The following is a 24,498-nucleotide window of genomic DNA, read 5'->3' as shown; positions in this document are numbered from 1 at the left end:
CCCTCCGGGTCGGCGAGCACCACGTACGGCGGCTCCGCCGGGTTTGTGTCGTTGGGGTAGATCCGCCAGTCGACGATCCGCGCGACGATGTGAGTCGGGGGTTTGGGTGGGGGGGTCCGGGGTGGGGGTTGCGGTTTGGTCTTCGCCGGCCAGGGCGGAGCGGAGGCGTTCCTTCTCGGTGCGGCGGCGCTCGGCTGCTTCGGCGATCTCCCCGGCCATCTCGTCCCGCCAACCACGCAGCAGGAAGAAGGACAGCGCGGCGGAGAACACCAGCGCCAGCATCAGCTTCAGGAACACGTTCATGTCGACCAGCCAGAGGCCCGCCAGCACTGCGACGAACAGCCCGATCCGGCCCAGCGTGTACTTGAGCGCGGCACTCACCCGCACCACTCCGTTCTCTCCGTCGCCCGCCACTGCCGGCGGAAGGGTCGAGCCGCCCGACGGGCGGTCGCGGTCAGCCGGTCCGGCGGGCCAGCCAGCGGACACCCGGGAACCAGAGGGCCGCGTACGCCACAGTGAACGCCGCCGCCGCCAACGCCCCGGAGAGCAGCGGCGGCAACCCCGAACCCAGACCGGCGATCAGCAAACCGGCGAACACCCCGACGGCAGCGGCGACCACCGCCGCCACCACCCGGGCCGCGCCGAACTCCCAGGCCCGGAAGTCGTCCCAGAACAGCCAGGCCGGCAGGATCACCGCCAGCCAACCGTTCGTGTGCCCGAAGTCGCCGGCGCCGATCGAGGCGAACGCCCAGTCGAACAACACCAACGCGAGCACGCCGATGACCAGGCCGGCCAGGCACACCCCGAGCAGATCGCCCAGGGTACGGATGCGGCCCTCGGCGTCCCGGCGGGGAAACCCGCTCTGCGGCTCAGGTCCTCGTTGCTCGGTCATCGACTGCGAGGGTACGTGGTGGCTCAGGCCCAGACCTGCTGCGGCTCGGCGCGCCGCTCGGCCAGCGACGGGGCCTTGTCGTACTCCCGGACCACGTTGTAGCGGGTGTCCCGCTCGACGGGCTGGAAGCCGGCGTCCCAGATCAGGTGCAGCAGGTCGTCCCGGTGCATGGTGTTCGGGGTGCCGTACGAGTCGGCGTCGTGGGTGATCTTGTATTCGACGACGGAGCCGTCCAGGTCGTCCACGCCGAAGTTCAGCGAGAGCTGGGCAACCGACAGCCCGTGCATCACCCAGAAGTTCTTCAGGTGCGGCACGTTGTCGAAGAGCAGCCGGGAGACGGCGAACGTCTTCAGCGACTCGGCCGGCGAGGCCATCGTGGTGCGCGCCTGGATCCGATTGCGGATCTTGCCGTCCGCCGAGTCGACGAAGTCGTGCTGGTAGCGCAGCGGGATGAAGACCGCGAAGCCGCCGGTCTCGTCCTGCAACTCGCGCAGCCGCAGCACGTGGTCGACGCGGTGCCGGGGCTCCTCGATGTGGCCGTACAGCATCGTCGCCGGGGTCTTCATGCCCTTGCTGTGCGCCAGGGCGTGGATGCGCGACCAGTCTTCCCAGTGGCAGGCGTGGTCGACGATGTGCTGTCGGACCTCCCAGTCGAAGATCTCCGCGCCGCCACCGGTCAGCGACTCCAGACCGGCGTCCATCAGCTCGTCGAGGATCTCGTCGGCGCTCAGGCCGCTGATCTTCTCGAACCACTGCACCTCGGTCGCCGTGAAGCACTTGAGCTTGACGTTCGGCAGCGCCGCCTTCAGCTCGCGCAGCACCTTGGGGTAGTAGCGCCAGGGCAGCGTGGGGTGCAGGCCGTTGACGATGTGCAACTCGGTGAGCTGCTCGTCCTCCATCTCCTTGGCCTTGCGGACCGCCTCGTCGATGCGCATCGTGTACGCGTCCTTCTCGCCCGGCTTGCGCTGGAACGAGCAGTACGCACAGGACGCCGAGCAGACGTTCGTCAGGTTGAGGTGCCGGTTGACGTTGAACATCACCCGCTCGCCGTTCAGCTCGGTGCGCTTGTGGTGCGCCAGCCGCCCCAGCCAGGTCAGGTCGTCGCTCTCGTAGAGGGCGACCCCGTCCTCCCGGGTCAGCCGTTCACCGGCGTACACCTTCGCTTCGAGCTCACGCTTGAGTCCGGCGTCCATGGCACGTCCCTTCCACCTGCGGTCCGGATCGAGCGTACGTCGCGACACCGACGGGCCCGGCGGCACGGTCGCTGGCAGCGACCCACCTCACCAGACTCTCAGCCTCCCGTAACCCGACAACACATCGACATGAGTGGCGCGGTGCGGTAGTAACAACGTGGGGCGGAACACACACACTGGTACCGTCCCGGCGGTCGCGCCCACCGAGCGCGGAGACGAGTGGTTGGACGGGGAGCGGCATGATCTACAGCGGGCGCGGGCGACGGCAGCGACGACGGAGCCCGGTGATCTCGCCGGTCCTGCGTCCGAAGCTCTGGGCCGCCCTGCTCGGCGCGATCGCCGCAGCCGTGCTGGCCACCCCCGCGTACGCGGAGCCCGGCGTGCCGACCACAGTGCCGGACACGGGTTCGCGCCCGGCGGTCACCGGCTCGCTCCAACTGCCCGGCGGCGCGCCGGTCGCCGGCGTGCCCGCCCCTCCGGTGGTCAACATCGGCAACGGTCCGCTGGCCACCGCGATCTCCGCCGGTGAGGTCCAGGTCGGCGCGCTCGGCGAGGATCTGCTGGTGAGGCGGCAGAAACGCGTCGACGCCCAGGCGCAGCTCGACGCGGCCGGCAAGGCGCTGGCGACCGCGCAGGACGCCCTGCTCCGGGCCCAGCAGACGGCCGACACCGCCGCCGCCGAGGCCGTCAAGGCCGCCGCCGCGTTGCCGCCGGGCGACTTCGCCCAGGACATCCGCGGGCTCAGCCGCCTCCAGGCGATCACCCGTGGCGAGAAGGTCGACGGCGGCACCACCGGCGTGGCCGGGGAGCTGTTCCGGGCCCGCGCGGGCGAGCAGGCCGCGTACCAGAAGCACAGCCAGGCCAAGGATCTGCTCGCCGCCGCCGAGGCGGAGTTCACCGCCGGTGAGACGGCGCTGCGCACCGCCGAGGCGAGCCTGCTCAAGCTGCGCCGGGACAACGCCGCCGCGCTGATCGAGATCGAACGTCAGCAGGAAGCCGCCGAGCAGCAGATCGGTGCCGGCTACGTCTCCAACCAGAGCATCAGCGGCATGGCCGCGCACCCCCGGGCACTGGCCGCGGTCCGGTACGCGCTCGCCCAGCTCGGCGACCCGTACAAATGGTCCGAGGAGGGGCCGAACCAGTTCGACTGCTCCGGCCTGATGTGGGCGGCGTACCGGTCCCCCGGCGCCGACTACTTCGACCTGCCACGTGTCTCCCGCGACCAGTACGCCGCCACCCGGGGCCGCACCGTCCCGCAGAGCGCGCTGCTCCCCGGCGACCTGCTGTTCTTCGCCTCGGGCAGCAGCTGGACGACGATCCACCACGTCGGCATGTACATCGGCAACGGCAAGATGGTGCAGGCGCCCACCACTGGCGACGTCGTCAAGATCTCGGTCGTCCGCTGGTCCCGGCTGTACGCCGCCACCCGGGTGATCGGCGCGGTGCCGGCACCGGTCGTGACCAACCCGACCCCGCCCGTCTCGACCCCGAAGCCCACCCCGTCGCCGACGAAGACCACCAAGCCGACGCCGACACCGTCGCCGACGAAGACCACCACCCCGAAGCCCACCGAGAGCGCGACGCCCACGCCGACGCCGACGCTGACGACCACCCCGACGCCCACTCCGACAGGCAGCACCACGCCGAAGCCGTCGAGCACTGCGAGCAACCCTCCGACGACCCAGCCTCCGGCAACGACCAGCGCGCCGGCCAGCACGCCTCCGACGACCACGCCGAAGGCCAGCACGAGCGCGTCGAGCAGTGGCAGCGCGACGGGCAGCCCCAGCGCCACGGGCTGATCCGCCACGACCGGCTCCGGCTGTCCGCTCGGGAAGATCTGTGGCACCGTGACAACCAGGCACATCCGACCCGACGTCACGGGTCCGGGTGCGAGCACGGCGCGGAGGGCGGAAATGGCCGAGCAGAGAGATCCGGCGGAGACTGTCGACCCCGTGGTCGACCAGGCCGGCCCACCAGGGCCGGACACCGTCGACCAGCCCGGCCCACCGGGGCCGGACACCGCCGAGCCGGTGGCTGCCAGCGACACCAGCTCGACGGACGCCGGCTCGACAGGCAGCGACACCAGCTCGACGGACGCCGGCTCCGCCGCCAGCGACGCCGCCCCGGCGGTCAGCGGCACGGCGGTCAGCGGCACAGCGGTCAGCGGTGGCACGGCAGCGGTCATCGCTGACGACTCCACCGACGCCGATGACGACGCGGCGGCCGGCGACGAGCGCCAGAGCCCGGCGGCGGCACCGGTACGCGCACGTGCCAGCGTCGTGACCGCCGGCGCTCTCCGCAGTGACCTGCCGGCCAGCGCTCCGGTCACCGCGACCACCTACCGTGCGACCGGCTCGGCCAGCCCAGCCGACGTGTCGTTGCCGGGCCAGCGAAGCGATTCCTCCGCGCCGGCCCGGGCCAGCGCCACGGTCCCGAGCAGCAGCCGGGGCACTGCCAGCGCCCTGGGCACCCCGGACCGTCGCGAGAGCGCGCCCGCCGTCTATCGAGCCGCGCCGGTGGGTGCCGAGCCGGCCCAACCTCCGACGCCGTCGACTCCGGAGCCGGAGCCGGACCCCACGCCACCCGACCCCGGGCCGACCCAGCCCTCGCCACCGGAACCGGAACCCGCGCCGGCCCCGGGTCCGTACCCGCCCGGTCCGGCGCCGACGCCGGGTCCCCGACCGACGCCGCCGCCCGGTCCGGTTCCACCCCTTCCGGGCCCGCCGTCCCCGCCGCCCTCGCCGATGCCGCCCATCCCCGGTCCGCCGACGCCGCCCGTCCCGAGCCCGCCGCTGCCGCCACCCGGTCCGCCGGTGCCGGCACCGCCGGCCCCGCCCGGCCCGATGCCGGCACCGCCGTTTCCGCCGCCGCCCGCGATGATCGACACGCCCGGCGTACGGGGCAGCGCCTCGGTCTCCGCACCACCGGCCGGGTGGTCGTCCCCCGCTGGGGCGACCCGCCCGACGTCCGGTGCCGGCTGGGCCGGTGCAGCCGTCTCCGCGCCGCCGGTGGTGCCCGCACCAGCACTGCCGAGCTGGCCACCGTCCACCGCCGGGGCACCTTCGTCGACCGCGAACGCCGGAAACTCGCGTGTGACCGCGCCGCCGAGCGGCCCGCCGGCTGGCTCCGCCGGACGGGACGCTGCCGCCGCCCGTGGTGGACGGCGCGACAACCGCACCGACCTGGCTGGCACCGTCTACGGCAACGGCGAGGGCGCCGGCTTCACCACTGTCGCGATACCCGCCAACGCGGTGGAGACCTCCGGCTCGCTGACCGGGCACATCCTGGCCCAGGGGTGGTCCGACACGCCGGCCGAACGGTCCAGTAACGCCCGGGTGATGATCGTCCTGGCCGCCGCTCTGGGGCTGCTGGTCGCCATCAGTGTCATGGTCGTCCTGCTGGCCGGCGACGCCTTGGACGGTCTGGTGGGCAGCGTGCTCAACGGGTGAGCCAGCGAGCGCCGGCGATGGTGAGTCCGCCCACTACGGTCGGTCAACCGACTGGCGGCTTCGCCAGACCGCCGTACACTGGTTGAGATCACTGACCCGGCGCGCGTGGTGTGCGCCCCTGGGCGATCTTGCGGGCGATCCGGCGGCACAGCCGCGGCAGGCCATCGCGAAGATGCGCCCCGCTCGAAAGGTTTTTGTTGACCACCTCTGCTGACCACAGCACCGTTACGTCCGTTTTCAACTCAGTCCCGGCGGCCGACGCCGCCCGGGAGCAGCTCGACGTCGCCCCGAGCGAGGCCGGCACCCCTGCGGTAGCGACCGCTCAGACCGAGACCGCCGAGCCGATGAGCTTCGCCGCTCTCGGCCTTCCGGAGCAGTTGGTCCGCGCGCTGGCCCAGCAGGGCATCACCAGCCCGTTCGAGATCCAGCGGGCCACCGTTCCGGACGCGCTCGCCGGCCGCGACGTGCTGGGCCGCGGGCAGACCGGGTCGGGCAAGACGCTCGCCTTCGGTCTGCCGATGATCGCCCGGCTGGCCAACCGCAACCGGGCCCGGCCGATGCGTCCGCGCGCCCTGGTCCTGGTGCCCACCCGCGAGCTGGCCATGCAGGTCAACGACGCCCTGGTGCCGTTGGGCAAGTCCGTGGGCATCTTCCTCAAGACCGCCGTCGGCGGCGTTCCGTACGACCGTCAGATCGACGCGCTGCGCCGCGGTGTGGAGATCATCGTGGCCACCCCGGGCCGACTCGGCGACCTCATCGAGCGGGGCATCTGCCAGCTCGACGACGTCGAGGTGACGGTGCTCGACGAGGCCGACCAGATGGCCGACATGGGCTTCCTGCCCGAGGTGACCGATCTGCTGGCGAAGACGCCCGCGGGCGGTCAGCGGCTGCTCTTCTCGGCCACCTTGGACGGTGACGTCGACGCGTTGGTCAAGCGGTTCATGACCGACCCGGTCACCCACTCCACGGCACCCTCCACCGCCTCTGTGTCCACCATGGACCACCACATGCTCTTGATCCCGCCGCACGAGAAGTTCCCGGTGGCGGCCTCGATCGCCGCCCGGGACGGCCGGACCATGGTCTTCGCCCGCACGCAGCTCGGTGTGGACCGGCTGGTCGAGCAGCTCGCGGCCGTCGGCGTACGCGCCGGTGGGCTGCACGGCGGCAAGACCCAGCGGATGCGCACCAAGACGCTCGCCGAGTTCCGTGAGGGCCGGATGAACGTGCTGGTCGCCACGGACGTGGCGGCGCGAGGCATCCACGTCGACGGGGTCACCCTGGTGCTGCACGTCGACCCGCCGAAGGACCCCAAGGACTACCTGCACCGCGCGGGGCGTACCGCCCGGGCCGGCGAGTCGGGCGCGGTCGCCACGCTGGTGCTGCCCAAGCAGCGCCGTACCACCCTGGCGATGATGGAGAAGGCCGGCGTCGCGCCGGCCGAGACCCGGGTCCGGGTCGGGGACGCGGCGTTGGCCGAGCTGGTCGGCGCCCGCGAGCCCAGTGGCGTCCCGGTCCGCGTCGAGGCGGAGCCCCGGGGCTACGGCGACCGCTCGGGCGGACCGCGTCGGTTCGGCGACCGCACGGGAGGCGAGCGGCGCTACGGCGACCGGCCGCAGGGCGAGCGGCGCTACGGCGACCGACCGCAGGGCGAGCGGCGCTACGGCGACCGGCCCACCGGCGAGCGCCGCTTCGGTGACCGCCCGCAGGGTGACCGGGGCTACGGCGGCCGCCCGCAGGGTGACCGGAGCTACAGCGACCGACCGCAGGGCGAGCGCCGCTTCGGCGACCGGCAGCACAGCGACCGACCGCAGGGTGACCGGGGCTACAGCGACCGGCCCACCGGCGAGCGCCGCTTCGGCGACCGGCAGCACAGCGACCGACCGCAGGGTGACCGGGGCTACGGTGACCGCCCGCAGGGCGAGCGGCGTTACGCCGATCGGGACACCCGGGGGTACGGCGACCGGCCGCAGGGCGAGCGCCGCTTCGGCGACCGGCCGCAGTTCGGTGACCGCGACGGTCGGGGCGACCGACCGACCGGCGAGCGGCGCTTCGGCGACCGGCCGCAGGGTGAACGGCGCTTCGGCGACCGGGACGCTCGGGGTGGGTTCCGCCCGGAGAGCCGGGTCCGGGACGACCGGCCCCGCGACGACCGGCCCCGCGAGGACCGCCCGCGTGACGACCGGCGCGGTTTCGGCGGGCGACCGGCAGCTCGTACCTACTGATTGATCCACCGAACGCCGTCGTGAAGCCCAGGCTTCGCGGCGGCGTTCGCGCATGCCCTGCCGATACCGAGCAGGTCGCGTAACGTCCGGCTCATGCCGACCATGCCGAAGTCGATCTTCTGGTCCCGGACGGACACCGCCGGCAGCGAGCAGGTACTGCTCGACGACGGCCACGGGTTGACGGCCCGCGGCACTCTGCTCGCCGTGGACCCGATCCCGTGGACCGCCCGCTATCAGCTGACCACCACGCCGGACTGGGCCACCACCCGCGTCGAGGTCGAGGCAGAGGGTCTCGGCTGGCTGCGCCGGGTGACCCTGGAGCGGGCCGCCGGCCGCTGGCGGGTGACCACCGCCGAGCAGGGCGACCTGGACGCCGCCCTGGTCGCGGCCGGTCATCCCCGGGCCGGCCTGCCGGGTACGGACGACCCGGACCGGCTGGCCGACGCGCTCGACGTCGACCTGAGCGGTTCGCCGCTGTTCAACACCCTGCCGGTCCACCGGCTTCGGATGGCGGCGGAGCCGGCCGATGTGGCGCACCGGATCACAGTCGCCTGGGTGCTTCTGCCCGGCCTGGAGGTGGTGCCGGCCGAGCAGATCTACACCGGGCGCGGGCCCGGTCGGGTGCGCTTCGCCAGCGGCACCTTCACAGCCGACATCGATCTGGACGACAGCGGCTACGTGGTGCGCTACCCCGGGCTGGCCGAACGGATCGATCCGCGCTGATCAGCCTCGTGACGGCCAGTGGCTCGGCCGATCGGCCCTGAGTGGGTCGTGCCCCGCTGACGGCCCGGGCGGGCCGGGCTCCGCTGACCGCTTCAGGCGGGCCAGGTCCCGCTGGCCAGGAAGCGTTCGATGGTGGCCAGGTGCGGAGCCAGGTCGAGGCCCTGGGCGGCCACCCAGTCGTCGGCGTAGTACGTGTCGGCGTACCGGTCACCCGGGTCGCAGATCAGGGTGACCACCGAGCCGGTCCGACGCTCGGCGAGCATCGCGGCGATCAGTCCGAACGCGCCCCACAGGTTGGTGCCGGTGGACCCGCCCACCCGTCGGCCGAGCAGCGCCGAGCCGGCGCGCATGGCGGCCAGGGACGCCGCGTCCGGCACCTGGACCATCCGGTCCACCACCGAGGGCAGGAACGACGCCTCCACGGTGGGCCGGCCGATCCCCTCGATGCGGGAGCCCTTCCCGGTGCGTACCGACCAGTCGGCGGCCAGCCAGGCCGGGTAGAACGCCGAGTTCTCCGGGTCGACGACGCAGAGCTTGGTGGCGAGCCGGCGGTACCGGGCGTAGCGGCCGATGGTCGCGCTGGTGCCCCCGGTGCCGGCGCCCACCACGACCCAGGCGGGGATCGGGTGCCGCTCCAGCTCCAACTGCGCGTAGATCGACTCGGCGATGTTGTTGTTGCCCCGCCAGTCGGTCGCCCGCTCGGCGTAGGTGAACTGGTCCATGAAGTGCCCGCCGGAGTCCTCGGCGAGCCACCGGGCCTCCACCACCACGCTCGCCGGGTCGTCGACCAGGTGGCACCGACCGCCCTGGAACTCGATCTGGGTGATCTTCTCGGGCGAGGTGGAGGAGGGCATCACCGCGATGAACGGCAGGCCCAGCATCCGGGCGAAGTACGCCTCGGAGACCGCCGTGGAACCCGACGACGCCTCGACGATCGTGGTGCGCGGCCCGATCCAGCCGTTGCAGAGCCCGTAGAGGAACAGTGAACGGGCGAGCCGGTGCTTCAGCGAGCCGGTGGGGTGTGACGACTCGTCCTTGAGGTAGAGGTCGATCCCCCATTCCCTGGGCAGCGGGAACGGCAGCAGGTGGGTGTCGGCGGACCGGTTGGCGTCTGCCTCGACGGCGGCGATCGCCTCGGTCACCCAGGTTCGGCTGGATTCGTCGCACCGGTCGAGATGAGTCACGCTCGGAAACCTAGCAAGCGGGCCGGGGGTGGTCAGCGCGGGTCCGGCGGCGTTGACCTGCGGCGTTGGCGGCGCTGACCGGCGCGGCCGGCGGCCCGGACGATCGGGGTGAGTGCGACGGCCAGCCTGGGCAGTGCGTCCAACAGGCGCACCTGTGCTCCCCGCCAGCGGGGCAGGCTGACCACCGGACGTGGCCGGCGGGCCAGCCGGACGGCCCGCGCCGCCACCTGCTGCGCGGTCAACATCGATCCGGTGAACGAGGCCACCGCCCCCGGGTCGTCCAGCCGGTCGTGCAGCATCGGGGTCCAGATGCCGTCCGGGCAGAGGCAGGAGACGTGCACCCGCCGGTACCCGGCCATCCGCAGGTCGGACAGGGTGCCGAGGCTGAAGGCCAGCAGGGCGTGCTTGCTGGCCGCGTACACCGTCTCGCCGGGCGCGGCGATCAGCCCGGCCAGCGAGACGACGTTGAGCACGTGGCCGTGGCCCTGGGCGCGCATGACGGTCAGCGCGGCGAGGGTGCCGTTCATGGCCCCGTGGGTGTTCACGTCGAGCAGCCGACGGCGGGTCGCGGCGTCGTGCTCCCACGACGCACCGGTGACCAGGATGCCGGCGTTGTTGACCCAGAGGGCGAGGTCACCCCGGCCTGCCGCGGTCGCGGCGACGGCGGCGCAGGCGGCCTCGTCCCGGACGTCAAGGGCGGCCGACCAGCCGCCGAGCGGCGCGGCGGCGCTCTGGACCGCCACCGGGTCAAGGTCGGTGAGCAGCACCGACCAACCGTCGGTGTGCAGCGCGGTGGCGATGGCACGGCCCAGGCCGCCGGCAGCGCCGGTCACCACGGCCACGGGGCGCGCAGGCTGGGTCATCGGCGCACGCTACCGCTGGCCGCCCGGGCGACACCAGGGGTACGCGGCGGTCAGGCCGCGGGCGGCCCGACCGGCTGGGGGCGGTTCTCCCACTTCGTGGAGAGCGCGATGGCGGTACGGGTGGAGGCCACCCCCGGCGTCCGGTTCAACCGCACGATCAACTGCTCCAGCTCGGCGATCGTGCCGACCCGCGCCTTGAGCAGGAACGATTCCACGCCGGCCATGAAGTAGCAGGACTCGATCTCGGGCAGCACCCGCAGCGACTCCAGCATGTCGTCGCTGTCGGCGCCGGAGTCCTCGACGATGCCGATCAGCGCCGTGACACCCAACCCGATCGACTCCGGGGCCACATCCGCGCGGTAACCCCGGACGACGCCGCTGCTTTCCAGCTTGCCGACCCGCTCGTGCACGGCCGGCGCCGAGAGACCCACCTGACGGGCCAACTCGGCGTACGAGAGGCGGGCGTTGCCGCGCAGCAGGTCGACGAGGCTCAGGTCGATGGCATCCACAGAGAGTCACCTTAACCGCTGATGCGTAACGTGCGGCCTTCGGCACCCGTTGGACTGAGCGGTGAGTCACTGTTCATAAACCGCCGGTCAGGGCCGAGGTAGCACCAGTAACATTACTAACTCCCCACTCAGTGCATTTTTCGCGTTTGGGCGGACAGGCCATGTCCCTGGTGCTGTAATTGCCATACGTCCCTCATGACGGCTCTGGGCTACGCACCAGCCGGGGGCAGTGTGTTCAGCCGGGGGCTTCGTCGACGCGAGGAGGGGGCTGTGGACACTGGAGATCGCCTGCTGACACCGGGTGAGGTCGCCGCGCTGTTTCGGGTAGACCCGAAAACTGTGACGAGATGGGCGGCGGCCGGCCGGATAGGAAGCATCCGGACTCCAGGCGGGCATCGCCGGTTTCGGGAATCCGAGGTGCGAGCCCTGCTTGAGGGGGAGGGCATGCTGGACGAAGTGGATGAGGTCGGTAAGCCACGCAATGTGGGGCCGGCAGCATCCACGGGGCCGGGTCCGGCCAACGCCGGCATGTACTGAACTGGTGCGGACAACGCCACGCGGACCGGACACCAGTCCGGTCCGCGTCCCGCTTCGGCCAACCGCCGGGCGGCAACACCGCTCGTGCTGAGCAGCACAACCATGCCCAGCGCGAGCGGGACGGCTCAGCACGCGCGGGACGGCTCAGCTCCGGGCTGCGCCGAGCTGGCCGGACCATCGCCGGAACAGGGTGTGCGGGACGCCGAGCGCGTCCAGCACCTTGCCGGCCACGAAGTCGACCAGTTGCTGCGCGCTGGCCGCCGCCCCGGCGCCGTAGAAGCCGGGGCTGGCCGGCAGCACCACCGCGCCCGCGTCGTGCAGGGCGATGAGGTGCTCCAGGTGGCTGCGGGTCACCGGTGTCTCCCGGGGGACCAGCACCACGGGACGGCGTTCCTTGAGGTTGACCTCAGCGGCACGCTGCAACAGGTCCTTGGAGAGCCCGATCGCGATGCCCGCGCAGGCGGCAGTGCTGGCCGGGACCACTGCCATTCCGCGTACCCGGTAGGAGCCGCTGCTCGGCCCTGCGGCCAGGTCGCCGGCCGGCCAGTGCCGCACATCCGCCGCGGTCAGGTCCCGATCCAGCCAGGCGGCGAGGTCCTCGGCCCAGTGCCCGTCACGGAAGGGGCGGCCGGTCTCGTCGAGCACTGTGAGTCGTGCCGCCCGGGACACGATCAGGTCCACCGGTTCGCCCGCGTCGAGCAGTCCGCCGATGACGGCCGCCGCGTACGGCGTGCCGGAGGCACCGGAGACCCCGACCACCCATGGTTCCCGCATGCCCCCAGCCTGCCTGGTCCGGCTGGTCCGCTGGTGGGCACCCCCGTGGTTGGTCCGGTCCGACATGTCGGGCGGGGCACCGGCGCAACCGGCCGATCTGACATGCTGCCGCTGGCGATTCGCACCGGCTCCATCTCGAGGAGGAGGCATCGGTGACGACCGGCGAGATCCTCCGGGCGCTGCGTGCCGAATGTCCGATCCCGCCCCGGCTTCCACCACCACACGTCGATCGTGTGCAGGACTGGCTGCTCGATCTGCTGCCCGAGCTCGGCTTTCCACTGGACGACGCCGCGCTGCGCCGGCTGTCCCAGGGCGCCTTCGCCCGGTACGCCGCGCGGCTCTACCCGGCGGCGACCGAAGCCGACCTGCGGGTGCTGGCCGCGATGTTCACCTGGTTCTTTCTGGTCGATGACGCCTGCGACGGGCCGGACCGGTTGACGCCGGAGCAGATCCGGGCGCTGCGCAACGGCACCCTGGCACTCCTGCACGACGGCACCCGGCTGCGGCAGGCCGGGCTGACCGGCCCGCTGCGCCGACTGCTGGTGCTGGCCTGGCGGGAGCCGCGCCGCCGGATGCCGGCACGGTGGCGGCAGCGTTTCGCCGACGCGGTGGCCCGGCACCTCGACGGCACCTGGCAGGAAGCCGTCAGCAAGGAGGCCGGCCGCCGTCCGAGCGTGGACGAGTACGTCGAGCTACGTCGGTCGACCTCGGCGGCGGAGGTGTCGTACCCGCTCGTGGAGTTCGTCAGCGGCCGACCGTTGCCCGACCCGGTCTACCACCACCCGCTGCTGCGTCAGATCGCCCGCACCGGCAACGACCTGCTCTCCTGGTACAACGACCTGGCCTCGCTGAAACGGGACCGGGCGACCTCGGGCGGGCACAATCTGGTCCTCGCCATCGAGGCCGAACTGGGCGTTCCGGAGGCGGAGGCGGCCGAGCGGGCCGCCGAGCACTGGCGGGAGGCGATGCGGCGCTTCGTCGCGTTGCGAGCCGCGGTGCCCTCGTTCGGCCCGGCGTTGGACGAGACGGTCGCCCACCATCTCGACGGGATCGCGAACGCCGTGCGCGGGACCATCGACTGGACCTTCGAGAGCGCCCGCTACCCGGTCAGCACCAGCCCGCCGACCTCAGGGCCGTAGGCCGAGCCGGATCACCAGGTCGAGCAGGGCGAAGAAGAACAGCGCGATGCCGACGAACCCGTTCGCGGTGAAGAACGCCCGGTTGACCTTGCTGAGATCGGTCGGGGTGACCACCAGGTGCTGGTAGGCGAACGCCACGGCGGTCAACGCCAGCCCGATCCACCAGAGCCAGCCGAGACCGATCAGCGCACCGAACCAGACGAACAGCGCGAAGGTCACCACGTGCGCGACGGAGGAGGCGTGCAGCGCGAAGCGCCGACCGTACCGGGCGGGCACGCTGTGCACGCCGATCTCCCGGTCGATCTCGGAGTCCTGGCAGGCGTAGATCAGGTCGAAGCCGCCGATCCACAACCCCACCGCCGCGCCGAGCAGCCAGGCCGGCCCGGACCCGTCCAGGGTGCCGGTGACCGCCAGCCAGGCGCCAACCGGGCCGACCGCCTGGGCGATACCGAGGATGGCGTGCGGCCAGTTGGTGAACCGCTTGGCGTAGGGGTACACGACCAGCGGCACCACGGCGAGCGGCGCGAGCACCAGGCAGAGCGGGTTGAGCAGGGCGGCGGCGACGAGGAAGACCACGAGTGCGACGGCCGCGCCGGTCCAGGCCGTCCGCACGCTCACCGCTCCGGTGACCAGTTCCCGACCGGCGGTACGCGGGTTCCGCGCGTCGATCTTGCGATCGAGGATCCGGTTGGCGGCCATCGCGAACGTCCGCGCCCCGACCATCGCCACGGTGATCAGCAACAGGTCGAGCCACCGTACCCGGCCGCCGTTGATCTGCATGGCGGCCAGCGCGGAGAGGAACGCGAACGGCAGCGCGAAGACGGAGTGCTCGACGGCGACGAGCTTCAGGAAGGACCTGGTCCGGCCCGGCTTCACCGCCGGTGCGTCGATGACGGCCATCAGATTCCGTACTCCTTCCAGCGCTTGTCGACCAGGGACGTGACCTCGGGACTCATGCTCATCCCCTCTGGCCAGCCGCGGGTGTAGCCCTCGGTGGGTAGCTTGCGGGTCGCGTCGACGCCCGCCTTGCCGCCCCAAAACTGCTGGTACGACGCGTGGTCGAGGTGGTCCACCGGGCCCTCGGTGAGCAGCAGGTCGCGCGAGTAGTCGACGTTGCCGAAGGCGCGGAAGGCCACCTCGTTGTAATCGTGCACGTCGCAGTCCTCGTCGACGATCACGATCAGCTTGGTCAGCGACATCATGTGCGCGCCCCAGATCGCGTTCATCACCTTCTGCGCGTGCTTCGGGTAGCGCTTACGGATCGACACGATCGCGCAGTTGTGGAAGACCCCGGCGGCGGGCAGGTTGTAATCGACGATGTCCGGGATCAGGAAGCGCAGCAGTGGTGCGAAGATCCGCTCGGTGGCCTTGCCGAGGCCGTGGTCCTCCTGCGGCGGCTGTGACGTGACGATCGAGTGGTAGACGGGGTTGCGCTGCATGGTCATCGCTTCGATGTGCATCACCGGGAACGGCTCGACCGGCGTGTAGAAGCCGGTGTGGTCGCCGAACGGGCCCTCCGGCAGTCGCTCGCCCGGCTCGATGTAACCCTCCAGCACGATCTGCGCGTGCGCCGGCACCTGCAGCGGCACGGTCAGGCAGTCGACCATCTCCACCCGCTCGCCGCTCAGGAAACCGGCGAACAGGTACTCGTCGATGTCCGCAGGCAGCGGCGCGCTGGCCGAGTAGGCGACCGCGGGGTCGGCACCGATGGCGATCGCGACCGGCAGGCGCTGCCCGAGCCGCTCGGCGACCGCGTGGTGCGCCGTGGAGTTCTTGTGGATCTGCCAGTGCATGCCGATGGTGTTGTGCGAGTGCTGCTGCAGGCGGTAGAGCCCGAGGTTGCGCTTGCCCGTCTCGGGGTGCTTGGTGTGGGTCAGCCCGAAGTTGTGGAAGATCCCGCCGTCGCCCGGCCAGACCTGCAGCCCGGGCAACCGGTTGAGGTCGACGTCGTCGCCGCGGTAGACCACCTGCTGGCAGGGGGCCGTCTTGACCTTCTTCGGCGGCATGGACTTGAGCTGCATCACCTTGCCGAGCCCGCCCATCATGCCCGAGAAGCCCTGCGGCAGTTCCGGCTTGAGCATCTCGCCGATCCGCGCGCCGATCTCGTCGAGGTTCTCCACCCCGAGGGCCATCGCCATCCGCTTCTCGGTGCCGAACAGGTTGATCGCCACCGGCATCTCGCCCCGGGTCGGACGCTCGAAGAGCAGCGCCGGGCCGCCGGCCCGCACCGTCCGGGTGACCACCTCGCTGATCTCCAGGGTCGGATCGACCGGGACGTCGACCCGGCGCAACTCCCCCGCGCGCTCCAGCGCCGCGAGGAAGTCCTTGAGATCGGTGTACGGGAAGCCACGAGCCGCCATGTCACCCAGTCTCCCGCACGGGCTCCCGAACGGCCCAAGCCGGGTGCTGTGACGCTCGCGATCGCCCCCTGTCAGGGCGGGCGGCGGGCGGCGGGCGGCGGGCGGCGGGCCCAGATCGACTCGGCTTTCAGGAAGTCGCGGTGTCCCAGGCCGCCGGACACCGCGACCTCAAGGAAGGCGAGTGGATCAACCGGCAGGACCCGAACCTCGCGGGCATGGCTGGCGGGTGAGCGGGTAGCCGGGCAGGCGGACGGACGGCGGGCGGAGGCGGCGATGGGCGTGGAACGGGTTCCGGCGGGGTTCACCGAGCAACGGGCACGGGTCGGCCAGATCACCATGAACTACGTCCGTGGCGGCGCCGGCCCGCCGCTGGTGCTGCTGCACGGGTACCCGCAGTGCTGGTACATGTGGCGGCACCTGCTGCCCGAGTTGGGGCGCTCCTTCGACGTTGTCGCGCCCGACCTGCGCGGCTTCGGGGGCAGCGACGCCCCGGACACCGGGTACGACAAGAAGACGGTCGCCGCCGACCTGCACGGACTACTCGACCAGCTCGGCCTGGTCAGTGACCTTCGACTGGTCGGGCACGACCTGGGGACCATGGTGGCGTACGCGTACGCCGCCGCCCATCCGCAGCGGGTGAGCCGGCTGGCGCTCACCGAGGCGCCGATCCCCGACGAGAGCATCTACACGTTCCCCGCGCTGACCTCGGCCGGGCCAGGGGTGTGGAACTTCGGCTACTTCTCCCTCGGCAACGGGCTTCCGGAGGCACTGGTCGACGGGCGGGAGTCGCTCTGGGTGGACAGGTTCACCGACGCGCTGATGGTGCGCAAGGGCAGCATCAGCGCGCCCGACATCGAGGAATTCGCCAGCCATCTGCGCGACCCGGCACATCTGCGGGCCAGCTTCGCCTACTTCCGGGCGTTCGAGCAGGACATCGCGGACAACGCGGCGTACCGGGGCACGAAGCTGACCATGCCGGTGCTGGCCGTTGGATCGGCGGCCAGCCTCGGCGGACAGGTCGCCGAGCAGGTCCGCCGGTACGCCGACACGGTCCGCGGCGAGGTGATCGAGGACTGCGGGCACTGGCTGTACGAGGAGCGTCCGGACGAGATGCTCGCCCTGCTGCGTGACTTCCTCCAAGCGGCCTGAGCAGGGGGCCGCAGGTGTCAGCGGTCAGGCGGCGGGCGTCCAGGCGTGGGCGGCCAGTGGCGGGTCGAGCGGTGCCCGGGTGAGCCGGTTGGCGAAGGTGGACATGGTGTACGCACCGACGCCGAGCACCACGTCCAGCGCGTGCCGGGGCTGGTAGCCGGCGGCCAGGAAGTCGTCCAGTTCGTCGTCCGGCACTGCGCCCCGGTGGTCGAGCACGGCCAGTGTGAACCGTCGCAGCGCCTCCAGGCGTGGTTCGGGCAGCGCCGAGCCGGCACGCAGCGCAGTGATCAGTTCGGCGGTCGCGCCGAGTTGGGTGAGCTTGCCGCTGTGCAGGGCGACGCAAAATTGGCATTCGTGACTGGTGGAGACCGTCAGGATGACCACCTCCCGCTCCAGCGGGGCGAGGTCGGTCTGCTCGAAGCCCGCGCTGGCGGTGAGGAAGCCGGTGAGCAACTGCGGCGAGTCGGCTATCAGCGCCACCGCGCTGGGCAGCCAGCCGAACCGGCCGTGTACGCCCTCGATGGCTCGTCGGGCGGCGGCGGGCGCGGTCTCGGCGGTGTGAGCGGTGAAGACGGGCATAGCTGCCTACTTTCCAGAGCTTGGATCGGACGACGTAAGATGGTCAACGTGGTTGACGAAATAGTAAACGTGGTTGTCGAACATGGCAAGCGCTGATCCCGCGCGCCCCGGCTTCGCGCTGCCGCTGTTGCTGCTGGCCGGCTTCCGGACGCTGATCGACGATCTGCACGCCGAGCTGGCCCGGGAGGGGCATCCGGAGCTGCGACCACTGCACGGGTTCGTGCTCCAGGCGGTCGGCGCGGAGGGCACCACCGCCACCGAGCTGGGCCAACGGCTGGGCATCTCCAAACAGGCCGCCGGCAAGACCGTCGACCGGTTGGTGGCCGTCGGCTACCTGGAGCGGGTCGACGACCCCACCGACGCCCGACGGCGGCTGGTCCGGGTCACGCCGCGCGGCGCCGACGGGCTACGCCGCTCGGCCGAGATCTTCGACCGGCTGCGTGCACAGTGGGCGGACACGCTCGGCCCGGAACGGGTCACCGCGATGGAAGACGACCTCGGCACCATGGCCTCGGCCAACTGGTTCCGGCTCGACGTGCCCGGCTGGTTCGGCGGCTGATCGTCGGCTGCCGATCGGCTGCGCGTGGTTGGCGGCTGATCGTCGGCCGCCGACCGGCTGCGTGGTTGGCGGCTGATCGCGGGCCGACGACCGGCTGCGCTGCTCGGCGGGCAGTCAGTGGGTGCGGGCCAGCTCGACGAAGGCCCGCCACGCGGCCGGGCTGAAGGTCAGCAGGTCGCCGTCGCGGTCCTTGGAATCGCGGACGTGCACCCGGCCGGGCAGGTTGTCGGCGACCTCGACGCACGCGCCGGCGTCGTTGCCGCTCCGGGTGGACTTGCGCCAGCGGGCTCCGGTCAGATCCATGGCTTCACGATCTCCTCGAGCAGGTCGATCGACTGCTGCCGGGGCAGCGCGTCACTGCGCAGACTCTCCCACCTTCCGAGCAGGGTCGCCACCTCGAAGATGTCGTCCACGGCGGTGCCGCCGGTCTGGTTGTCGAGGAAGCCGAGCCAACTGCCGTCGGCGGTGCGGCCGAGGATGAACGGCCCGAAGAGGCCTGCGTGCAGGCCCACACCCTGCGGCAGCACGTGCACCCTGATGTGCGGGCGGCGGGCGCACGCCACCAGGTGCCGGAGCTGCCCGGCCAGCACCCCGGCGCAGCCTTCCGCGAAGCGCTGTAGCGCGGCCTCGTCGATCACAGCGGTGAGCTGCGGCGGGTGCTCCCGGTCGAGGGTCGTCTGCCGCTCCAGCCGGGCCGCCACCAACTCCTCCACCCGGTCGGCGGTCAGCCCCAGGTCGAGCCGGAACACCGCACGGGCGTAGTCGGCGGTCTGCAGCAGCCCGGGAACCATCGTCGCTCCGAAGCAGCGCAGCTGGGTGGCGACCCGTTCGACCTCCAGCCAGGGGCGGAACCAGATCGGCTCGCCGTCGCGCCGACCCAGCTCGCGCAGCGAGGTCAGCAGGCCGCCGGTGTCGAGCACCTCGTCGGCCCGGGTCAGATACGCCTCGTTGGGCGCCGTGTGCCCCAGCTCGACGGCCGACACCATGGACGGCGAGTAGTGCGCGCGTTTGCCGTACTCCTCCTGAGTCAGCCCGGCCGCGAGCCGGGACCGCCGGAGCTGCTCCCGGATCAGCGCCGCCGTGGACACCGCTGTGGTCACCGCACCCCACCTTCCGCCGAGATTGTCGGGGGTCGCACAACCCCACCTGCCGCACGGTAGCGAGCGCTCAACGCTGCGTCATGCCGTGACGCGCATATCGGGGTAACGCGGGCTGCGACCCGACCCGGGGAGCGACGGGCGACGGGCGACGGGCGACGGGCGACGGGCGACGACAAGATCTACTCGGGTTTCGCGAAGTCGGGGCGTCCCGGGCCGCAGGACACCCCGACTTCCTGAAAGCCGAGTGGATCAACGGGCGACCACGCGCGGGACACCGCCATATCGCCGCCCAGGGCCGGGTCAAGCCCGGCAGACACATCTCACCGTGCCTGGCCGAACGGCGGGACGCAGGAGCAGAGTGGATTCATGTCGGACGCGTACGTCGTCGGCGACCCGGACGGGTTGTCGCCCCTGCTGGTCGAGCTTCGTGACGCCGTCGCCCGGGAGCTGCACGCCCAACTGGCGATGCGCGGTGAGCGGATCGAGTTGGCTGATCTACCGGAGGTGTCCTACCAGGTCACCGTCCAGGTCGAGCGGGCCATGCGGGCCTGGCGACCCACCCCGTAGACGCGGGCCGGTCACTGACGGAATCCGTGACCGGCCCGCGCTCCACGTCCAGGTCAGTCCAGCCCGCCGTACGAGTGCAGGCCGGTGAAGAAGATGTTCACGCCGAACAGGTTCATCAGCACGGTGAGGAAGCCGAGCACCGCGATCCAGGTGGCCACGTTGCGCTTCACACTGGGCGTCGCGCGGGCGTGCAGGTAGCCGGCGTAGACCACCCAGGAGATGAATGCCCAGGTCTCCTTCGGGTCCCAGCCCCACGGCCGACCCCAGGCCGCCTCGGCCCAGATGGCACCGGCGATCACCGCGAAGGTGAAGATCGGGAACGCGAAGGCGTGCAGCGCGAAGGTCAGCCGCTCCAGGCCGGCCGCACCGGGCAGCCGCTTCGCCAGGATGTACGGGAAACTCCGCTTGCCCTGCTCGTACCCGCTGCGCATCAGGAAGCCGACCGCCGGCACCACGCCGAGCAGGAAGATGCCGGACGCGAAGACGATCGTCGAGACGTGGATGATGAACCAGTACGAGTTCAGCGCCGGGACCAGCGGCACGATCGGCACGTACAGCACCAGCTCGGCGGTGGCGACCAGCAGCACCATCACCAGGGTGAGGAAGAGCCCGAGCTTACGCAGCGACGGCCGCTTCCAGAGCACCACCAGCCAGGCGGCCACCCCGATGAACGTCACCGTGAGTACGAACTCGTACATGTTGCCCCACGGCATCCGGTCCGCGGCGAGCCCACGGGTGACCAGCGCCCCCAGGTGCAGCGCGGCGGCCACCGCGGTGGCGCCCACCCCGATCAGGCCCGCGAGCCGGGCCCGCCCGGCCGAACGGTCGACCGTCGGTGGCGAAGGGACCGGCGCGGACGGCGTCGGGACGCCACCGGCACCTACCAACTCGCGCACCGGAGCCGCCGTGGCGACCCGGGTACGGGCGTTGCCCAGCGCGTACTCGACGGCGTGGCCGATCATCGCGACCAGGTACGCCAGGATCGCGAATGTCACCAGATTGTCGGAGAGTGCGGACATCACTCGGCTCCTTCTCGCACGCCGGCCCGGTCAGCGGAGTCAGCGCCAGCACCAGCCCGTTCGGCACCGCTGACGGCGGCGACCAGCTGGGTGAACTCGTCGGCAAACCCTGGATAGTCGGTGCGCGGCAACCCACCGACCTCCATCAAGCTACTACCGCTCGTCGGAGATCCGTCCCCGGGGTCGGCCGGCACCACCCGGAAGAACACCCGGCGGCGCTTTCCGAACAGCGAACCCATCAGCCCGATCAGCAGGACGCCGCAGCTGACCAGCAGCATCGTCGAGCCGGGATCGTGCCGGACGGAGAGGGTGACGTACCGCTCGGTGCCCAGGAACTCGACTGTCGTGCCGTCGTCCAGCTTCCAGGTCTCGCCCTTGCGGAGCAGTTTGGTGCCGACCTCCTTGACCTTGCCGGCCCGCACCTGCCGCTGGTCGAGCTGGTAGACCGAGCCGGGGATACCGGCGTCCAGGCCGAGGTTGCCGCGGTAGGCGACCAGGTTCAGCGCGGGGTTGCGCTCGGTCGGGTACTGCGAGCGGACGAACGGCGCCTGCTCGGGCGCGGTAGGCAGGTAGATGCCGGTGAACGCCATCTGCAGATCCGGTGCGCGCTGGCCGGTCGCCGGGTCGACGTTCGCGTCCGGGAAGGCCGCCAGCCCCTCGCTGGTCAGGCCCATGTCGCCGGTGGTCAGGAACGGCTCGTCACTGATCTGGCTGTTGCCGAACCGGTCGGTGTAGCGGATCACCGGGGCGTACCCGTGGCCGAGCAGGTAGACGCTCGCGTCGTTCAGGCGCAGCGGCGAGTTCACCGAGAAGTCGGCGCTGCGGGTCGGCTCGTCCGGACCGTTGACTGTCACCCTGGCGTTGAAGAACTCCGGCTGGCCGGACGCCAGGAACCGGGCCTGGAAGTCGTCCAGCCGCAGGCAGAAGCCGGGCAGGTCGGCGCTGTCCACCTGGGGGCCGAGCTTCGCCTCGGCGTACTGCTGGCGGGTGTTGCAGAACGCGTTGTCCGCGCCGGCCACCAGCAGCCGGTTGCCGCTCCAGCCGTACCAGGAACCGAGCGCCACCCCGATCAGCACAGCGATCAGCGAGGTGTGGAACAGCAGGTTGCCGGTCTCCTTGAGGTAGCCCTTCTCGGCGGAGACCTCGTCGCCGCGCACCTCGACGCGCCAGCGCCGCTTGCGCAGCACCTCCGCGATCGCCGCCGCCCCACCGGGCGGGGCGGGCAGCACTGTGTGCTGCGGCAGTCGGGCCATCCGCTTCGGCGCGGCCGGCGGACGGGACCGCAGCGTGCGGACGTGGTCGCGCAGCCGGGGCGTGATGCAGCCGATCAGGGAGGTGAACAGCAGCAGGTAGATCGCGGAGAACCAGACCGACCCGAAGACCTCGAACGCGCCGATCCGGTCCAGTCGGGGGGCCCAGTCGGGGTGGTCGACGAAGTACTCGTTGACCTTCTCCGGGCTGATTCCGCGCTGCGGCAGCACCGAGCCGGGAATGGCGGCGATCGCGAGCAGGAAGAGCAGGATCAGCGCCGTACGCATGCTGGTGAGCTGCCGCCACGAGTTGCGCAGCAGGGCCAGCAGCCGGTTCGGCCGGCGGCGTGGCGCGGGCGCCGCGGTCTCCGGTCGGTCGTCGACGACCGTCATCAGATGCTCACCTCGCCCACCCCGACGGTGGTCTGCAGCCAGATCACGAAGCTCTGCCATCCACCGGTGACCAGGGCCAGACCGATCAGGATGAGCAGGGCGCCGCCGACCCGGGTGACCCAGCGGCTGTTGCGCCGGACGGCGCGGAAGACCCCGAGCAGGCGTTCGAAGCCCAGCCCGAAGACGACGAACGGTATCCCCAACCCGAGGCAGTACGCCACGGCGAGCACCACGGCCCGGTCGCTCTGGCCGCTGGCGGTGGCCATGCCCATCACCGCGCCGAGGGTGGGGCCGGTGCAGGGCACCCAACTGAGCGCGAAGACCGCCCCGAAGACCGGTGCGCCAAGCAGCCCCGCCGATGGCAACCGGGAGATCCGGAACTCCCGTTGCAGGGCCGGGATCATCCCGAGGTAGCTCAACCCCGCCACGATGACCAGCACACCAACGCCGATCTGCAACTCGCGCTTGTAGTCGAAGAACACCCGACCGATGCTGGCGAAGAGGATCGCGGTGGCCACGAAGACGACTGTGAAGCCGCCGATGAAGAGCAGCGTCCCGGCGAGCACCCGACCCTTGACCGCGCCGACCCGCGCGACCCGTTCCTTGACCGCGACACCCCCGCCGGCCGGCACGGGATCGGCCTGCGGCCGCCGGCCCTCCAGGTCCGCGCCGGCCAGACCGGTCACGTACGACAGGTAGCCGGGGACGAGCGGAAGGACGCACGGGGAGAGGAAGCTGACCAGGCCGGCGAGCGCCGCCGCGCCGATGGCGAGCAGCAGCGGCCCGCTGAGGGCCAACTCCCGGAAGGTCTCGCCCATCAGTTCGGCGCCGGCTTCTCGGCGGCGACCCGTTCGACGATCGGCCGTAGCTCGTCCCTGGTCACGGCGCGACGGATCACCACGGCGATCCGGCCGTCGCGATCGAGGACCACCGTCGCCGGCGTGGAATTGGGCGGGATGTCGAAGTTCAGCGCCTGGCTGCTGGACGGGTCGAAGATGCTCGGGTAGGTGACCCGCCCCCGCTCGAAGGCGATCGCCTTGTCCTTGCTGTCCTGCACGTTGATGCCCAGGAAGGTCACCCCGGACGCCTTGGTGGCCTGGTAGGTGTCCTCCAGGTCGTCAGCCTCCGCGCGGCAGGGCGCGCACCAGGAACCCCAGAAGTTGACGACGACGACCTGACCGCGTGCCTGGGAGACGTCGTACTGGCCACCGGTGAGCAGTTCGCCGACCACCTTGGGCGTCTTCGACCGCTGGTCCGGCGCACAGGTGATCGTGAGGCCGTCGCTGGTGCACTGCTTCTCCCCGCCGCCCCCGGACGTGCAGCCGACCAGCGCCACCGCGGCGACGGTGGCGAGCAGACCGGCAGTCCACCTCCGGGCGTTCATCAGGCCCCCTTGGCCGTCCGGGCGGTCGCGGAGAGGGCGATCAGGTGCGCGGCCGGCTCGCTGTAGCCGATGCCCGCCACCTTCGCGCCGTCGAAGTGGAACGAGGTCAGACTCGCCAGGCCGCACTGCCGCTTGCGCGGGTCGTGCCAGAGCCGCTTGCGCTCTACGTGACGGCGCAACGTCCAGATCGGGAGCTGGTGCGACACCAGCACCGCCTCGCGTCCCTCGGCGGCGACCCGGGCGGCGTGCACGGCGGCGAACATCCGCTCGGCGATCACCCGGTACGCCTCACCCCAGGAGGGGGTCACCGGGTCGCGCAGCACCCACCAGTTGCGCGGGTCGCGGAACGACCCGTCACCCGGAGAGACCTTCTTGCCCTCGAACCAGTTGGCGCTCTCGATCAGCCGCTCGTCCACCCCGACCGGCAGCCCGAACTGGGCGGCGATCGGCTCGGCGGTCTGCTGGGCGCGCTCCAGCGGGCTGGCCACCACGTGCACGATCTCCCGCTCGGCCAGGCCCTCCGCAGCGGCCTTGGCCATCTGCACACCCAGCTCGGAGAGGCGGAAACCGGGCAGCCGGCCGTAGAGGATCTGATCGGGGTTGTGCACCTCGCCGTGCCGCAGCACGTGAACCACAGTCTTGCTCAAGGTTGT

At 71.7% G+C, this 24,498-nt stretch carries 25 protein-coding genes and 1 pseudogene; 9 read left to right on the top strand and 17 right to left on the bottom strand.

Annotation, left to right across the window (positions count from 1 at the left end):
* Positions 1–135 precede the first annotated feature (135 nt).
* From AB0B48_RS08665 to mqnE, 3 genes and pseudogenes are all read right to left on the bottom strand, one after another.
* Positions 136–381 (bottom strand): annotated as a pseudogene (locus tag AB0B48_RS08665) (DUF4229 domain-containing protein); the annotation flags it as partial.
* A gap of 73 nt (positions 382–454) precedes the next feature.
* On the bottom strand, positions 455–892 hold the full coding sequence (locus AB0B48_RS08660; protein WP_357197930.1) for a hypothetical protein: 438 nt from the start codon (positions 890–892) through the stop codon (positions 455–457).
* 23 nt (positions 893–915) lie between these two features.
* Positions 916–2,085: an aminofutalosine synthase MqnE gene (gene mqnE, locus AB0B48_RS08655; RefSeq protein ID WP_091395685.1), complete on the bottom strand. Its 1,170-nt coding sequence runs from the start codon at positions 2,083–2,085 to the stop codon at positions 916–918.
* 239 nt (positions 2,086–2,324) lie between these two features.
* Between mqnE and AB0B48_RS08650 the strand changes: the two genes are divergently transcribed.
* The 4 genes from AB0B48_RS08650 to AB0B48_RS08635 all read left to right on the top strand — a co-directional run bounded on the left by AB0B48_RS08650 (position 2,325) and on the right by AB0B48_RS08635 (position 8,479).
* Positions 2,325–3,884, top strand: a complete 1,560-nt coding sequence (locus tag AB0B48_RS08650; protein ID WP_357197927.1) for a C40 family peptidase — start codon at positions 2,325–2,327, stop codon at positions 3,882–3,884.
* 114 nt (positions 3,885–3,998) lie between these two features.
* On the top strand, positions 3,999–5,534 hold the full coding sequence (locus tag AB0B48_RS08645) for a hypothetical protein (protein ID WP_357197924.1): 1,536 nt from the start codon (positions 3,999–4,001) through the stop codon (positions 5,532–5,534).
* Positions 5,535–5,878: 344 nt separating this feature from the next.
* A complete protein-coding gene (locus AB0B48_RS08640) occupies positions 5,879–7,756 on the top strand; it encodes a DEAD/DEAH box helicase (RefSeq protein ID WP_357197936.1) in 1,878 nt (625 codons plus the stop codon).
* Positions 7,757–7,858: 102 nt separating this feature from the next.
* Positions 7,859–8,479: a putative glycolipid-binding domain-containing protein gene (locus AB0B48_RS08635; protein ID WP_357197933.1), complete on the top strand. Its 621-nt coding sequence runs from the start codon at positions 7,859–7,861 to the stop codon at positions 8,477–8,479.
* Between the two features lie 92 nt (positions 8,480–8,571).
* Here the strand turns inward: AB0B48_RS08635 and AB0B48_RS08630 are convergent, their stop codons facing one another.
* Genes AB0B48_RS08630 through AB0B48_RS08620 form a run of 3 tightly spaced genes read right to left on the bottom strand, consistent with a single transcriptional unit; the run spans position 8,572 to position 11,035 of the window.
* The gene (locus tag AB0B48_RS08630) at positions 8,572–9,663 is read right to left on the bottom strand and encodes a PLP-dependent cysteine synthase family protein (RefSeq protein WP_357197921.1); all 1,092 of its coding nucleotides are present in this window, start codon (positions 9,661–9,663) and stop codon (positions 8,572–8,574) included.
* Positions 9,664–9,695: 32 nt separating this feature from the next.
* Positions 9,696–10,526, bottom strand: coding sequence for an SDR family NAD(P)-dependent oxidoreductase (locus tag AB0B48_RS08625; RefSeq protein ID WP_357197918.1), 831 nt, complete (start codon positions 10,524–10,526; stop codon positions 9,696–9,698).
* A 50-nt stretch (positions 10,527–10,576) separates the two neighbouring features.
* Positions 10,577–11,035: an Lrp/AsnC family transcriptional regulator gene (locus tag AB0B48_RS08620; RefSeq protein ID WP_091395696.1), complete on the bottom strand. Its 459-nt coding sequence runs from the start codon at positions 11,033–11,035 to the stop codon at positions 10,577–10,579.
* A 270-nt stretch (positions 11,036–11,305) separates the two neighbouring features.
* Here AB0B48_RS08620 and AB0B48_RS08615 point away from each other — a divergent pair, with 270 nt between their 5' ends.
* The gene (locus tag AB0B48_RS08615) at positions 11,306–11,572 is read left to right on the top strand and encodes a BldC family transcriptional regulator (RefSeq protein ID WP_007454516.1); all 267 of its coding nucleotides are present in this window, start codon (positions 11,306–11,308) and stop codon (positions 11,570–11,572) included.
* Between the two features lie 144 nt (positions 11,573–11,716).
* On the opposite strand, the gene AB0B48_RS08610 is transcribed toward AB0B48_RS08615, so the two are convergent.
* Positions 11,717–12,346 (bottom strand): UbiX family flavin prenyltransferase, encoded by a 630-nt coding sequence (locus AB0B48_RS08610; RefSeq protein ID WP_355004816.1) that lies wholly within the window; start codon positions 12,344–12,346, stop codon positions 11,717–11,719.
* A 152-nt stretch (positions 12,347–12,498) separates the two neighbouring features.
* On the opposite strand from AB0B48_RS08610, the gene AB0B48_RS08605 reads away from it, so the two are divergent.
* Entirely contained in the window at positions 12,499–13,485 is a 987-nt protein-coding gene (locus tag AB0B48_RS08605; RefSeq protein ID WP_357197914.1) for a terpene synthase family protein, read from the top strand.
* Here AB0B48_RS08605 and mqnP read toward each other — a convergent pair.
* Together mqnP and AB0B48_RS08595 are read right to left on the bottom strand one after the other, a co-directional pair.
* Positions 13,474–14,385 (bottom strand): menaquinone biosynthesis prenyltransferase MqnP, encoded by a 912-nt coding sequence (mqnP, locus tag AB0B48_RS08600; protein WP_357197911.1) that lies wholly within the window; start codon positions 14,383–14,385, stop codon positions 13,474–13,476. The two genes, AB0B48_RS08605 and mqnP, sit on opposite strands and share 12 nt — an antisense overlap.
* On the bottom strand, positions 14,385–15,845 hold the full coding sequence (locus AB0B48_RS08595; protein ID WP_124854289.1) for a menaquinone biosynthesis decarboxylase: 1,461 nt from the start codon (positions 15,843–15,845) through the stop codon (positions 14,385–14,387). Before AB0B48_RS08595 ends, mqnP begins: the two co-directional genes overlap by 1 nt.
* A gap of 273 nt (positions 15,846–16,118) precedes the next feature.
* On the opposite strand from AB0B48_RS08595, the gene AB0B48_RS08590 reads away from it, so the two are divergent.
* Complete coding sequence (locus AB0B48_RS08590; protein WP_357197908.1) at positions 16,119–16,994, top strand: alpha/beta hydrolase; 876 nt, start codon at positions 16,119–16,121, stop codon at positions 16,992–16,994.
* Between the two features lie 24 nt (positions 16,995–17,018).
* Here AB0B48_RS08590 and AB0B48_RS08585 read toward each other — a convergent pair whose 3' ends face one another.
* Positions 17,019–17,573 carry a carboxymuconolactone decarboxylase family protein gene (locus AB0B48_RS08585; protein ID WP_357197905.1) on the bottom strand — a complete coding sequence of 185 codons (555 nt, stop codon included), beginning with the start codon at positions 17,571–17,573 and terminating at the stop codon, positions 17,019–17,021.
* A gap of 82 nt (positions 17,574–17,655) precedes the next feature.
* Between AB0B48_RS08585 and AB0B48_RS08580 the strand changes: the two genes are divergently transcribed.
* On the top strand, positions 17,656–18,132 hold the full coding sequence (locus AB0B48_RS08580) for a MarR family transcriptional regulator (protein ID WP_357197902.1): 477 nt from the start codon (positions 17,656–17,658) through the stop codon (positions 18,130–18,132).
* A gap of 114 nt (positions 18,133–18,246) precedes the next feature.
* On the opposite strand, the gene AB0B48_RS08575 is transcribed toward AB0B48_RS08580, so the two are convergent.
* Positions 18,247–18,435: a DUF397 domain-containing protein gene (locus AB0B48_RS08575; RefSeq protein WP_357197899.1), complete on the bottom strand. Its 189-nt coding sequence runs from the start codon at positions 18,433–18,435 to the stop codon at positions 18,247–18,249.
* Positions 18,426–19,232, bottom strand: a complete 807-nt coding sequence (locus AB0B48_RS08570) for a helix-turn-helix transcriptional regulator (protein ID WP_357197897.1) — start codon at positions 19,230–19,232, stop codon at positions 18,426–18,428. The genes AB0B48_RS08575 and AB0B48_RS08570 overlap by 10 nt, the downstream gene beginning before the upstream one ends.
* A gap of 366 nt (positions 19,233–19,598) precedes the next feature.
* On the opposite strand from AB0B48_RS08570, the gene AB0B48_RS08565 reads away from it, so the two are divergent.
* Positions 19,599–19,799 carry a hypothetical protein gene (locus AB0B48_RS08565; RefSeq protein WP_357197894.1) on the top strand — a complete coding sequence of 67 codons (201 nt, stop codon included), beginning with the start codon at positions 19,599–19,601 and terminating at the stop codon, positions 19,797–19,799.
* Positions 19,800–19,852: 53 nt separating this feature from the next.
* Here AB0B48_RS08565 and ccsB read toward each other — a convergent pair whose 3' ends face one another.
* Genes ccsB through AB0B48_RS08540 form a run of 5 tightly spaced genes read right to left on the bottom strand, consistent with a single transcriptional unit; the run spans position 19,853 to position 24,492 of the window.
* Entirely contained in the window at positions 19,853–20,818 is a 966-nt protein-coding gene (gene ccsB / locus AB0B48_RS08560; RefSeq protein WP_355004804.1) for a c-type cytochrome biogenesis protein CcsB, read from the bottom strand.
* Positions 20,818–22,461, bottom strand: a complete 1,644-nt coding sequence (locus tag AB0B48_RS08555; RefSeq protein ID WP_357197890.1) for a cytochrome c biogenesis protein ResB — start codon at positions 22,459–22,461, stop codon at positions 20,818–20,820. The genes ccsB and AB0B48_RS08555 overlap by 1 nt, the downstream gene beginning before the upstream one ends.
* The gene (locus tag AB0B48_RS08550; protein ID WP_357197887.1) at positions 22,461–23,279 is read right to left on the bottom strand and encodes a cytochrome c biogenesis protein CcdA; all 819 of its coding nucleotides are present in this window, start codon (positions 23,277–23,279) and stop codon (positions 22,461–22,463) included. The genes AB0B48_RS08555 and AB0B48_RS08550 overlap by 1 nt, the downstream gene beginning before the upstream one ends.
* A complete protein-coding gene (locus tag AB0B48_RS08545; RefSeq protein WP_357197884.1) occupies positions 23,279–23,845 on the bottom strand; it encodes a TlpA disulfide reductase family protein in 567 nt (188 codons plus the stop codon). The genes AB0B48_RS08550 and AB0B48_RS08545 overlap by 1 nt, the downstream gene beginning before the upstream one ends.
* On the bottom strand, positions 23,845–24,492 hold the full coding sequence (locus tag AB0B48_RS08540; protein WP_355004800.1) for a histidine phosphatase family protein: 648 nt from the start codon (positions 24,490–24,492) through the stop codon (positions 23,845–23,847). Before AB0B48_RS08540 ends, AB0B48_RS08545 begins: the two co-directional genes overlap by 1 nt.
* Positions 24,493–24,498 lie beyond the last annotated feature (6 nt).

Source organism: Micromonospora sp. NPDC049089 (assembly GCF_040648775.1).
Lineage (GTDB): Bacteria > Actinomycetota > Actinomycetes > Mycobacteriales > Micromonosporaceae > Micromonospora.
This window is presented reverse-complemented; position numbering and strand designations above follow the sequence as displayed.

Excerpts from the sequence above, each read along its gene's own strand:
- AB0B48_RS08660 (WP_357197930.1), bottom strand. The coding sequence starts at position 892 with ATGACCGAGCAACGAGGACCTGAGCCGCAGAGCGGGTTTCCCCGCCGG.
- mqnE (WP_091395685.1), bottom strand. The coding sequence starts at position 2,085 with ATGGACGCCGGACTCAAGCGTGAGCTCGAAGCGAAGGTGTACGCCGGT.
- AB0B48_RS08650 (WP_357197927.1), top strand. The coding sequence starts at position 2,325 with ATGATCTACAGCGGGCGCGGGCGACGGCAGCGACGACGGAGCCCGGTG.
- AB0B48_RS08645 (WP_357197924.1), top strand. The coding sequence starts at position 3,999 with ATGGCCGAGCAGAGAGATCCGGCGGAGACTGTCGACCCCGTGGTCGAC.
- AB0B48_RS08640 (WP_357197936.1), top strand. The coding sequence starts at position 5,879 with ATGAGCTTCGCCGCTCTCGGCCTTCCGGAGCAGTTGGTCCGCGCGCTG.
- AB0B48_RS08635 (WP_357197933.1), top strand. The coding sequence starts at position 7,859 with ATGCCGAAGTCGATCTTCTGGTCCCGGACGGACACCGCCGGCAGCGAG.
- AB0B48_RS08625 (WP_357197918.1), bottom strand. The coding sequence starts at position 10,526 with ATGACCCAGCCTGCGCGCCCCGTGGCCGTGGTGACCGGCGCTGCCGGC.
- AB0B48_RS08610 (WP_355004816.1), bottom strand. The coding sequence starts at position 12,346 with ATGCGGGAACCATGGGTGGTCGGGGTCTCCGGTGCCTCCGGCACGCCG.
- mqnP (WP_357197911.1), bottom strand. The coding sequence starts at position 14,385 with ATGGCCGTCATCGACGCACCGGCGGTGAAGCCGGGCCGGACCAGGTCC.
- AB0B48_RS08595 (WP_124854289.1), bottom strand. The coding sequence starts at position 15,845 with ATGGCGGCTCGTGGCTTCCCGTACACCGATCTCAAGGACTTCCTCGCG.
- AB0B48_RS08590 (WP_357197908.1), top strand. The coding sequence starts at position 16,119 with ATGGGCGTGGAACGGGTTCCGGCGGGGTTCACCGAGCAACGGGCACGG.
- AB0B48_RS08585 (WP_357197905.1), bottom strand. The coding sequence starts at position 17,573 with ATGCCCGTCTTCACCGCTCACACCGCCGAGACCGCGCCCGCCGCCGCC.
- AB0B48_RS08580 (WP_357197902.1), top strand. The coding sequence starts at position 17,656 with ATGGCAAGCGCTGATCCCGCGCGCCCCGGCTTCGCGCTGCCGCTGTTG.
- AB0B48_RS08575 (WP_357197899.1), bottom strand. The coding sequence starts at position 18,435 with ATGGATCTGACCGGAGCCCGCTGGCGCAAGTCCACCCGGAGCGGCAAC.
- AB0B48_RS08565 (WP_357197894.1), top strand. The coding sequence starts at position 19,599 with ATGTCGGACGCGTACGTCGTCGGCGACCCGGACGGGTTGTCGCCCCTG.
- ccsB (WP_355004804.1), bottom strand. The coding sequence starts at position 20,818 with ATGTCCGCACTCTCCGACAATCTGGTGACATTCGCGATCCTGGCGTAC.
- AB0B48_RS08555 (WP_357197890.1), bottom strand. The coding sequence starts at position 22,461 with ATGACGGTCGTCGACGACCGACCGGAGACCGCGGCGCCCGCGCCACGC.
- AB0B48_RS08550 (WP_357197887.1), bottom strand. The coding sequence starts at position 23,279 with ATGGGCGAGACCTTCCGGGAGTTGGCCCTCAGCGGGCCGCTGCTGCTC.
- AB0B48_RS08545 (WP_357197884.1), bottom strand. The coding sequence starts at position 23,845 with ATGAACGCCCGGAGGTGGACTGCCGGTCTGCTCGCCACCGTCGCCGCG.